General features: G+C 68.0%; 11 protein-coding genes. 7 read left to right on the plus strand and 4 right to left on the minus strand.

Features of this window, described 5'->3' with window-relative positions:
- Nucleotides 1-2 precede the first annotated feature (2 nt).
- Genes BGO45_RS13940 through BGO45_RS13950 form a run of 3 tightly spaced genes read left to right on the plus strand, consistent with a single transcriptional unit; the run spans nt 3 to nt 3,120 of the window.
- A complete protein-coding gene (locus BGO45_RS13940; protein WP_292695246.1) occupies nt 3-1,106 on the plus strand; it encodes a glycosyltransferase family 4 protein in 1,104 nt (367 codons plus the stop codon).
- Between the two features lie 8 nt (nt 1,107-1,114).
- Nucleotides 1,115-2,170, plus strand: a complete 1,056-nt coding sequence (locus BGO45_RS13945) for a polysaccharide pyruvyl transferase family protein (RefSeq protein ID WP_292695247.1) — start codon at nt 1,115-1,117, stop codon at nt 2,168-2,170.
- Entirely contained in the window at nt 2,167-3,120 is a 954-nt protein-coding gene (locus BGO45_RS13950; protein ID WP_292695248.1) for a glycosyltransferase, read from the plus strand. Before BGO45_RS13945 ends, BGO45_RS13950 begins: the two co-directional genes overlap by 4 nt.
- A gap of 45 nt (nt 3,121-3,165) precedes the next feature.
- Here the strand turns inward: BGO45_RS13950 and BGO45_RS13955 are convergent, their stop codons facing one another.
- Complete coding sequence (locus tag BGO45_RS13955; RefSeq protein WP_292695250.1) at nt 3,166-4,461, minus strand: O-antigen ligase; 1,296 nt, start codon at nt 4,459-4,461, stop codon at nt 3,166-3,168.
- A gap of 168 nt (nt 4,462-4,629) precedes the next feature.
- Between BGO45_RS13955 and BGO45_RS13960 the strand changes: the two genes are divergently transcribed.
- The 4 genes from BGO45_RS13960 to BGO45_RS13975 are packed head-to-tail and all read left to right on the plus strand — an operon-like array spanning nt 4,630 to nt 7,681.
- Entirely contained in the window at nt 4,630-5,736 is a 1,107-nt protein-coding gene (locus BGO45_RS13960; protein WP_292695252.1) for a hypothetical protein, read from the plus strand.
- Nucleotides 5,726-6,445, plus strand: a complete 720-nt coding sequence (lepB, locus tag BGO45_RS13965) for a signal peptidase I (protein WP_292695254.1) — start codon at nt 5,726-5,728, stop codon at nt 6,443-6,445. Before BGO45_RS13960 ends, lepB begins: the two co-directional genes overlap by 11 nt.
- Nucleotides 6,446-6,489: 44 nt before the next feature.
- On the plus strand, nt 6,490-6,753 hold the full coding sequence (locus BGO45_RS13970) for a hypothetical protein (protein WP_292695255.1): 264 nt from the start codon (nt 6,490-6,492) through the stop codon (nt 6,751-6,753).
- Nucleotides 6,746-7,681 carry a nucleotidyltransferase family protein gene (locus tag BGO45_RS13975; protein ID WP_292695257.1) on the plus strand — a complete coding sequence of 312 codons (936 nt, stop codon included), beginning with the start codon at nt 6,746-6,748 and terminating at the stop codon, nt 7,679-7,681. Before BGO45_RS13970 ends, BGO45_RS13975 begins: the two co-directional genes overlap by 8 nt.
- Nucleotides 7,682-7,686: 5 nt before the next feature.
- Here BGO45_RS13975 and BGO45_RS13980 read toward each other — a convergent pair whose 3' ends face one another.
- The 3 genes from BGO45_RS13980 to BGO45_RS13990 all read right to left on the minus strand — a co-directional run.
- On the minus strand, nt 7,687-9,603 hold the full coding sequence (locus BGO45_RS13980) for a DUF4012 domain-containing protein (RefSeq protein WP_292695259.1): 1,917 nt from the start codon (nt 9,601-9,603) through the stop codon (nt 7,687-7,689).
- A gap of 73 nt (nt 9,604-9,676) precedes the next feature.
- Nucleotides 9,677-9,961 (minus strand): hypothetical protein, encoded by a 285-nt coding sequence (locus BGO45_RS13985; protein WP_292695261.1) that lies wholly within the window; start codon nt 9,959-9,961, stop codon nt 9,677-9,679.
- Between the two features lie 88 nt (nt 9,962-10,049).
- On the minus strand, nt 10,050-10,475 hold a 426-nt coding region (locus tag BGO45_RS13990; protein ID WP_292695262.1), incomplete at its 5' end, for an EF-Tu/IF-2/RF-3 family GTPase.

Here is a 10,475-nt window from a genome sequence, read left to right on the forward strand (position 1 = left end):
ACATGCCCACTCGCCTCGTCATCGAACAGTTCGACCCGGTACGACCCAAACCGGGCGGGATCGACACCTGCATCCGCGGACTCGTGAAATTCGCCCCCGAGGACGAGATCATCCGCATCGCCGGAGTGGATGCCATCGGCGACAAGCCGCTCGGAAAGTGGCAGGAGTACGAGATCGGGGGTCGGAAGTTCCAGTTCATGGCGCTGACCCGACTCGATCACGCCAACCTCACCCGTCGCATTCCTCATTCGGTCCGGCTGGCCCAGGGATTGCGAAAGTATCTCCCCCAGGCCGATGCGGACATCGTTCAGACGCACCGCGTCAACGTCGGTGATGTGGCGCTGCGCCACTTCCGCGGCGTCCCGCACGTGCAGTTCATGCACAGTAGCGGCGATGCGAATCTGAAGCTGGGAAGCGTCTCGTTCTTCCGGCGGGCCCGGGGCTTCTACCGCTTCCTCGAGCGCCGCGTCGTGAAGCACTCGCGTGCCGTGGTCATCTTCAGCCGTGACGGCGCCAAGCGTCTGCAGGCGTTCTCGGACAACGTCCACTTCTCGCCCACCTGGTACGACCCCACCGAGTTCTTCCCCGCCGAGCGCGAGAGCGACATCAAGCGTCGAGTGCTGTGGGCGTGCCGGATCGAACCGGCGAAGAATCCCGAACTGGCGCTCGACGCATTCGCCCGGACACCGGAAGACTTCCACCTCACCGTCGCCGGTAGCGGCACGCTCGAGGCTCGCATGCGCGAGCGTGCAGCCGAGCTCGGTCTCACCGACCGCGTCGACTTCCGTGGCGCCATCCCCAAGGGGAGCGTCGGGAACCTCATGCGCGAGCACGATCTGCTCTTGATGAGCTCCCGCTTCGAAGGATTCTCCCGCTCGATCGTCGAGGCTCTGGGCACAGGGCTCCCCGTGGCGACGACCCCCGGCGGAGAGCCGAACGGACTCGTCGTCGAGGGATCCAACGGCGCGCGCGCCGCCGAGGCCGAGAACCCCGCGCAGCTCGCTGACGCCATCGTCCGCGCCGCCGAGCTCTCCGCAGCGGATGCGGCGACGTCGGTGCGCGACCTGTCGGCGGCCATCATCGTGCCCAACCTGCTGTCGAAATGAGCCACGCGATGAAGATCTTCGTTCCGCTCGTGGGTCAGCACGAGAACATCGGCGATATCGTCCTGCGTCGCGAGCTCGTCGAATGGCTCTCCTCCGAGGGTGAACTGCACGTGTACGTCGGAGCCTCCACGGACGCGTACGACCGATCACTGGAGCTCCCGTCGGATGCCGTCGTCTATCGCAGCGTCAAGGCGTGGGGAGCGGCTCTCGCCTCGGCACTCCGCGGAAGTCGTGACGTGGCATACGTCTACAAGCCGGGCGAGATCCAGTTGACGATCGCCGGCCTCAAAGAGCACGTCGGGCTCCTGCCCCTGGTCGTGGCGACTCGCGCCCGCGGCGGTGTGGTGGTGCGGGTCGGCGCCGGGTCACGCAACTTCGACACGTTCCCCACCGCGGTACTGCGATCGACCCTCGGGCTTGCCCACTACACCGCGTGGCGCGACACCCGCACGGCCCGCATCATGCGCCGCGGCGACGTCATGCCCGACCTCGGTTTCGGCCAGATCGGGCGCGCCGACGGCGACAAGCGGGATCGCACGCGTCTCACCGTCACGATGCGCGGCGACCGAGACGCCCCGTCATCGACGTGGCGAGAAGCGATCCGCGCCACGGCCGACGACCTCGGCCTGGCCCTCACCGTGGTGACGCAGGTGGAGCGGGACGAGCCCCTGGGCGCGGAGCTGGCCGCCGAGTGGGATGCCGATTATGTCGCCTGGACCGGCCGCGATCACGCGGAACAGGAGGACGCGGTGCGCCGCGTTTTCGACGAATCGGCGCTCGTCGTCAGCGACCGGTTGCATGCGTTGATCGTCGCTCTGACCGAAGGCGCCGCGGTCAGCACCGTGGCGGACGGCCCGACCGACAAGATCCAACGGCACTTCGATGCGGCGGGCGTTCCCATCATCGCCGTCGACTCCGCTCACGCGACGCCCGATGAGATCCGACGCCTACTGGCGGATGCCGCGGGCTCGCGGGCGTCCCAGCAGGAAGCGCTCGGCCGCGCCGTGGAGAAGTTGCGCGAGGTCCGCGACACGGTTCACACCACACTGAGGAGACGACGGTGATCGACATCTCGACGGCTTTCGCCAAGCCCCGCCCGCGTCTGCTCCTCGTGGCCTCGAACGGCGGGCACCTCGAACAGTTGCACCGGCTTTCGGAGGGCTCCGACATCGACCCCGACTCGCAATGGGTGACGTTCGACACACCACAGGCGCACGGTCTCCTCGACCCGGACCGTACGCACTACGTCCCACCCGTCGAGCAGCGCGATGCGCTGGGCGCTGTACGGGCCGTTCCCGGCCTTCGCCGCATCCTGGCATCCGGGAAGTTCGACGGTGTCGTGAGCACGGGGGCGGCAATCGCCGCTCCCGCGTTCGTGGCGGCGCGGTCGATGGGGCTGCCGACGCTTTACATCGAGAGCGTCTCACGTGTCGAAGGCCCCTCGGTCACCGGTCGGCTCGTCTACGGGTCTCGGCTGGCGTCGACCGTGTGGACCCAGCACGAGGCGTGGCGCTCCGGCCGGTGGCAGTACCACGGTTCGGTGCTCGACCGATTCGAATCCGTGCCCGTCGAGACGCCCGACGTCGTGCCGAGCCTGTTCGTCACCCTCGGCACCCTGCGCCGGTACCCGTTCCCTCGCCCGGTCGAGCGGCTAGTGGAGATCGGGGCCGTCGACGACCGCACGATCTGGCAGCTTGGGGTGACTCCCGCCCCCGACGGCCTTCCCGGCGAGGTCAACGACTTCTTCTCAAGTGCTCGCTTCGACGCCGCCGCTCGTTCTGCCGGAGTCGTCGTCAGCCACGCCGGTGTCGGCAGCGTCCTCCGGCTCATCGAGATGGGCGTGTACCCGCTCCTCGTCGTACGACGGTCTGCGCGCGGCGAGCACATCGATGATCATCAGGCTCAGATCGCTCGACTCCTCGAGCTACGCAACCTCGCCATCGTGCGGGAAGCGGACGAAATCACGCTCGATGATCTCCATGCCGCCTCGGCACGGAAAGTCCGCCCCCTCTAGACAGCACGGTCCACGGCGGAATCCGCCCCGGGCCGAGGCGGAGGCTCAGTACAGCCCCAGCCGGGCGGTCTGCTTCGGCTGGGCGAGGGCGAGTTCGGTCGCTCGCTTGTCGACACCGCTGAGCACCTGTCCCGCGCGGTAGAGCAGCGGGGACAGAAGTGCGAGCATGGCCGGGTTGACATCGATCGCACTGAATCCCACGAGGCTGACGGCGAACGCGAGCAAGCCAGCGGCCAGTGTCGCCTCGCCGCGGAACGCGAGGCGCAGGATGAGGATCGCGACTGCGAGCAACGCCATGGACGCGAGGGGCACGCCCAACGACAGGAACAGCTGCAGTGCCGAGTTCTCCAGGGGGCCGTCGTATACCTCGGCGAACTGGGTGGGCGCCGTTCCCGGCCCCGTGCCGATGAACCAGTGCTTGGAGATCATCGAGAGCGCGACCCCCGTGGACTCCTCGCGGTACATGCTGGAAGCGACGCCACCGGTCGATTCGTTGCGCTCTGCCAGCAGAGGAGAGTTGGTCACCACGAGAAGGAATCCGACGCCGGCAATCAGCAGCAGGAATCCGGGGAGTCGCCGGGACTTCCCCGACTCCGCGCGCGGGCCGAAGAGGAGCACGAGGCAGCCGACGGCCACGCCGAGGGCGACCGCGAGCACACTCGTCCGAGAGACGGCGAGCACCAGCGCGGCACCGCCGCCGACCAGGCCCGCGATCCGCAGGATGCGGGGGATGCGCTGTCCGAACAGCGCCACCATGGTGCACACGCTGGCCACAGTGGCCGTGACCAAGGGGTGGCCGAGGCTCGTCCTGGTGCGGAAGACCGACCAGACCTTCTCGTTGACGTCGTACGAGAAGAGGGACGTCCACGGGTTGATCCCGAAGAAGTAGTCGCTGGCGGCCAGCGCACCGAGGAACAACGCGATGACCACGTAGACGATCTGCGAACCGCGCCAGACTTCCTCGGCTCGGCTGCGCCCGAGATAGTACGGAAGAATCGCGGCGACAGCCACGGTGGCGATCCAGCTCAGCGACAGCGACACGCTCGAACTCGCGATGGTGGAGATCGTCAGAAGGCCGAGGACGGGGAGCCACAGGACCCCGGCCGCCGACGGCCGACCGGCGACGCGCTCCTCCTTCTTGGCGAAGATGAGGCGCAACGCCCAGACGAAGATGATGATCACCGCCGGCGTGTAGTAACGGCCGATGGTCCGAGAGAGGTCCATGTACCCCACCGGCACCAGGACCATCACGATCAGCGCGACGAGGGGGAGAACGCGGCGCGGAAGGATGAAGAGGAGCATGAGACCGGCAACCGCCGCGACGATCAGCAGTAGCGTCATGACATCTCCCCATCGGCCGCGGGCGCCGTATCGTCTCATGCTGTCACGTCGAGCGCCGGATCGGAATTCATCCGAGCCGCCGAGTCGGCCAGTATGGTCGGAAAGCATGGTGGAACCGGCGGTCGGACGCACCGAGCGACCAGAAACGGCGGAACGGTGATCGGATCGATGAGCAGCGAGGAGGGCCGTGAGAAGGGCACCGATGTCCTCGATGACGACGCCCGTCGGCTGATCGTAGACGCATTGGGAACGCAGGTCGTGATCGACTTCGCCTCGACCGTTCCCGTCGAGATCGTCGCCGCGGCCGAACACGCCTGGTCCGACGCGGCAGCACATGGCTCTCCTCTTCCCAACACGCCCGTCGTGGCCGTGAGCACAGCATCGCTCGAGACCACGCTGTCGGACTTGTCGACCCGCGTCACCCTGGCCGCCCTCGACGACGTGAAGGGGACCGCGCTCCTCTTCCACGCCTGCGGAGTCGCTCTGCCCGACGGCCGCGTCGTCGCCTTCGTCGGACCGTCCGGACGAGGTAAGACCACGGCCGCGCGCATGCTCGGCGGGGCCTACGGATACGTGAGTGACGAGAGCATCGCGGTCCGAGCGGGCGGCGAGGTGCTGCCCTACCGCAAGCCGCTATCGGTCATCGACCCCAGCCAGCCCACGAAACGGCAGATCCCTCCCTCCGCAGCGGGTCTACTCGGTCTGCCAGAGCGGCCCCTCACGCTGTCCGCTCTGGTCCTGCTCGAGCGGCGCGCCGACGCGGAGCGCGTTCTGATCTCGGAAGTCCCTTTGCTCGATGCCATGCTGGCGCTGATCCCTCAGATGAGCTATCTGGCCTCGCTCGATCGCCCCCTGCAGACCCTCGCTCAGGCGATCGCCCGCGTTGGTGGAGTAGCGCAGGTCACGTACGCAGAAGCCGAGAACATCCGTGACACGATCGAGCACCTCGCTCGACGAACGCGCATCGCGCCGTCCTGGCAGGAGTGTACGGACCATCCGACCGCTGTGCCTGTCGGCCGTGTTGGCCGCGCGAAGGTGTCCGACGCCATCGAACTCGACGACGGCAGCATCATCGTGATGTCGGACAGCACGATACGGGTCCTCGACGGAATCGCCCCCGTCCTGTGGCTCACGGCGATCCGACCGCAGACCCGAGAGGAACTGCGGGATGCCGTCGTGGCGGTCCATGGCGCACCCGGGAGCGCCGACCCCGCACCCCTCGTCGATCGTGCGATCGACGAGCTCGTCGAGGCAGGGCTTCTTCATGCCCCGTGACACCGCGGTGTCCTCCGGAGTCCGGCCGCGGTGGCGGCGGGCCGTCGCGTCACCGTGGTTCCATCTGCTTCTCGCGCTGATCGTCCTTGCACTGATCCAGGCCTTCGTCGTCAAGGTGTACCGCATCCCCAGCGCCTCGATGGAGCCCACGCTCGATGTCGGCGATCGCATCCTGGTGGCCCGGCTCGCCTACGTTGGAGCCGACCCCCGGGACGGCGACGTCGTGGTTTTCACCACGAGTGCGCAGTGGGATGCCGCGGAAGGTCGCGCCTCGACACCCAGCTTCCTCGGCTGGATCGGGGACGTCGTCGGCTTCGGCCCCTCCAACGCCCACACGCTGGTCAAGCGAGTCGTCGCGACCGAAGGCGAGACCGTGCGCTGTTGCGACACCGAAGGTCGCATTCTGGTGGATGACAAGCCGGTGCCCGCTCCCTACCCTGACGAGGAATACCCCTTCGTAAGCGGTGTCCAGGACTGCACCACACGGCCGGTCTCCGCTCGCTGCTTCCCTTCGATCACCGTGCCGCCGCGAAGTCTTCTGGTGATGGGCGACAACCGCTCCAACTCGTCGGATTCCGTGATCGCATGCAGAAACAGACCGGAAGCCCGGGGCGATGAGTGCGCGAGGTTCGTCGACCTCGATCATGTCGTCGGCCCCGCGTTCTTCCGCCTCTGGCCGTTCGACCGCGTGGGGCCGGTAGCGGGATGACAGGGCGGTGGGTACGAGGGCTCGTAGCGGAGGTACGGGGAGAAGTGCGGACGACCGTTCTCCCGCTGCGGGAGCCGCTCGGTCAGCCCATCGTGCTCGAGGACGCCGCCGGCATGATCTGGAACTCGGTCATCCGAGCCGGAGACGACGGGATCGGCGTGGATGATCTCGCGCGTGCGATCGCGACGGATGCGGAATGCTCGTTCGAGGAGGCCGTGGAGGTCGCGGGTTCGCTCGTCCCCTTCCTGGACGATCTCACCGCACGCGGAGTGCTCCGCCGCACCGATGCAGGGAACGGTCGTGGCTGAGCACCGGTCGTTCCCTCTCGCGACGAGCATCGAGCTCGCCCACGCCTGGACATCGTGGCTACTCGAGCAAGAGGGCATCCGAGCCCTGTTCATCAAAGGCCCCGGTCTCGCCCATCACGGTCTTCGCCAGCCCCGGGTCTCCTCCGACGTGGACGTCCTCGTCGCGCCGGCCCAGGCGGACCGATTCGTCGAGGCTCTGCGTCGCAACGGATGGGCCGAACGAAAAGAACGGAGCGAACGCGCGATCTACGTCTCACACTCGGTCACGCTCGTACACGAGAGCTGGCCGTGCGACATCGACGTGCACCACACCTTCCCCGGCTTCCTTGCCGACCCCCAGGAGACTTTCGACACCCTCTGGGCCCGCCGCGTCGCGCTCCCCCTCGCCCGCCGAGAGGTTCCGGTACCCGACCGGCTGGGCAGCCTGCTGATAGCGAGCCTCCACGCGCTGCGCAGCCGCAGCACCGACCCCCGGCACAGGCGCGAGCTGGACTATCTCCTCACCCGCGTCTCGCTCAGCGAGCAGGAGCGCTTGGACCTCGCTGCATTGGCGATCTCGACAGGATGCGACCGCACCCTACGAACCGTGTTGACCGCGCTCGATGTCCCTGGCCCCGCCGACCCGGCGGACTCGCGTGGTGACGCGGTGGCACTTCGAGAGTGGGAGCTCCGTGTGGCGGCGGGAGCGAGCACGGGCTACATGTGGCTCACGATGTTGCGCCGCCAGCACGGCCTCTCCGCACTACGCACGGCGCGCTCGGCTATCTGGCCGAGCCGTGCGGAACTGTCCCGGATGCGCCCCGATGCCGTGGATTCGGTTCTCGGGCGCCTGCGAGCCCGCACGGATCGGTTGGTCACGGGGTTGCCCGGAGCCATCTCAGCCGCTCGGCTGTGGTGGTCCACACGCCGTTCCGAGCCGGGCGGCTGAAACCCTCAGCCTGCGGCAGGGAACAGCGCGTCGCACGACGCGTCGATCGTGACCGGCGTGTCCGAGGCGGTGGGCGTATGCCGCAGCTCGAGGGGGCCGAGGGGGCCGTCCGGCAGGTGCACGGTCGAGGAGACCGTTCGGGACTGCCCCTGAGCAAGGACGATCAGTCGGCTCAGAGCGCTGTTACCGTCCTGCGAACCCGAACGGTCGAAGCCTGACAAGTCACTCGTCCCGGGGTCTGTCGAGACGATCTGACCGCCGGGCGGAGCGAAGAAGACCACATCCATCAACATCGAGGTACGCGGCAGACCGAGGTTTCGGTTGCGCCCACCGAGGATGTACGACGTCGAGATGCCGTCGGGGATGGAGTTCGTCAGCGTCGTCGTCGTGGTGATCGTCCGCGCGGACGCGTCGCACGTCGCCGCGACGGACTGCGTCAAGTGATACTCCAGCTTGCCGACCGAGTAGTCGTTGAGATAGGTGCCCACCTGGGTGGCCGTGGTGTTGTCGGAGCGCAGAGCACCGTCCAGCCCGAGCTCGGTCGAGAGCCGCTGCGCGGCCTCGTCCGTGAACGAGAGGAGGAGTCGCTGCTCACCGGCGGACTGCGTCAGGGCGTCGAGCATCTTCGCCGGATCCCACTTGCCGGACGTGAGGTGAGTGAAGACCGCGCGCGAGACCTCGGAGAAGAACCTGTCGGAGTCCGCCCCGTTCGGGAACCGCTCGTAGGCGTCGCTCAGGAGCAGCTTGACGGCATTGTCCGAGCTGATCTGCTCACCCGCGACATCGACCGGTCCCGCGACGGCCAGCATGTGCGACAGGACGACCGGGTCGATGGAGATGACGCCGTCGAAACGTTCGCCGTTGGTGCGCGTCCACAGATCCTGGAACAGCTGGACCGTCGTCGGGAAGTTCGGCGTCATCGTGTAGTCCTGCGAGTACCGCGCGAATGTCGACGGATACACCGCGAGCGTGTCGCCGGGGATGTCGCTGAACTGCTCGCCCGCCGTCCCCTCCTCGTAGAAGGTCGCCGAGCTGGCCTGGTCGAGCAGCTCGAACTTGCCCTGGTCGACCTTCATGATGATGCTCGCGGCCGGGTTCCCCCCGGTCGCCCTGATCTCCGCATTGTTCTGGAAGATGATCAGGTACGTCTTGCTCCCCTCGCCGCCGGCCATGCTCAGCAGCGTCGGAAGGTACCGGTTGACGACGTCGAGGGTGGGCGCTGTTCGATCGATGACATCGCGGATCTCGCTCACCGGTCCCGCGACGGCATCCATCAGCTGGTCGGACTGGATGCCGTCCGTCTCGGCCTTCGCGGCCGTGAAGGCCTGCGACACCACCGGGATCGACGCCTGCGCCTGCTGCAGGGGCTGCAGATCGAAACCACCCCCCTCGAGCGCGAGCTTCTTGATGTCGAGGTCGGCGATCATCTGCATCCCGGGTGGCAGGGCGTCGCGCACCAGGATGTCCACGGCGCGCGTCACACGCGAGACGGCGTCGATGTTGGCCCCCACGACGGGGATGTCGGCCGCCGTCTGCCAGAGCGGACTCTGCACCGTCTGCGCGGCGCGCGCCGTGCGCTCGCTCACATCCTCGGCTGCGGCCTGCAGACCCGCCTCGTCCTTCGCCTCGACGAGCGAGCCGAGACGCCCCAGCGTGGCCTTCGCGGCCAGAAGATCGTCGCGGACCTCCACCGCCTGCACGGCAAGCGTCGCCCCCAGGATGCCGGCGACCGCCGCCGCTCCGCCGATCAGCCCCACCGCACCGCCCACGACCCATGGCCAGGCACGGCGCCGCCGTGGTGTCGGCGCCACGGGATCGATCACCTCGGTGTCGGCGGGAGACCCGTCCAGGGGAACGGCATCCTCGGCACCCGTCCCGGTCGTCGCGCGGTCTCGGTTGTGGCGGCGGAGGTTGTCACCCATGGGGGAATCCTAGGTCAGACCGTCTGAGCGCCCCCTGCCCGATTCACCCGCCGATGCGGACGGGCAGCGACACTCACACGAACAGCGGCGCGACCGCGAACCCCACGGCCACGAGCAGCGACCCGACACCGCCGATGATCGGCAAAGCCGTCGCACCGACCCGGCGGCCCGTGACATATCCGACCACCCCCACGAGGACGCCCGCCCCGGCGACCGCGAGCCCCACGACCGCGGCCCGTTCGATCAGACCGGACGAATCGTTCCGCAGCAGCAGCAGCGCGCCGAGCGCCGGAACCGTCACCGCAGCGATCGCGAGAAGGAGGGAGACGACGCCGAGGGTACGCGAGAGCGGCTTCACGCGAGCGACTCTACCGGGGGCGTCGCCCCGGGAACGACGAAGGGCCGGGCCCGAAGGCCCGGCCCTTGCCGGTCAGTCCGTGGAGGACTTACTTGAGGATCTTGGTGACGGTACCGGCACCGACGGTGCGGCCACCCTCACGGATCGCGTAGCCGAGGCCCTCTTCCATCGCGATCGGCTGGATGAGCTCGACCGACATCTCGGTGGTGTCACCGGGCATGACCATCTCGGTGCCCTCGGGCAGCGTGATGACGCCGGTCACGTCCGTGGTGCGGAAGTAGAACTGCGGGCGGTAGTTCGTGAAGAACGGGTTGTGGCGGCCGCCCTCCTCCTTGGACAGGATGTACGCCGTGCCCTCGAAGTTGGTGTGCGGGGTGACCGAACCGGGCTTCACGACGACCTGGCCGCGCTCGACGTCGTCACGCTTGGTGCCGCGCAGGAGCAGACCACAGTTCTCGCCGGCCCAGGCCTCGTCGAGCTGCTTGTGGAACATCTCGATACCCGTGACCGTGGT

The sequence above is a fragment of the Microbacterium sp. 71-36 genome, assembly GCF_001898305.1.
Lineage (GTDB): Bacteria > Actinomycetota > Actinomycetes > Actinomycetales > Microbacteriaceae > Microbacterium.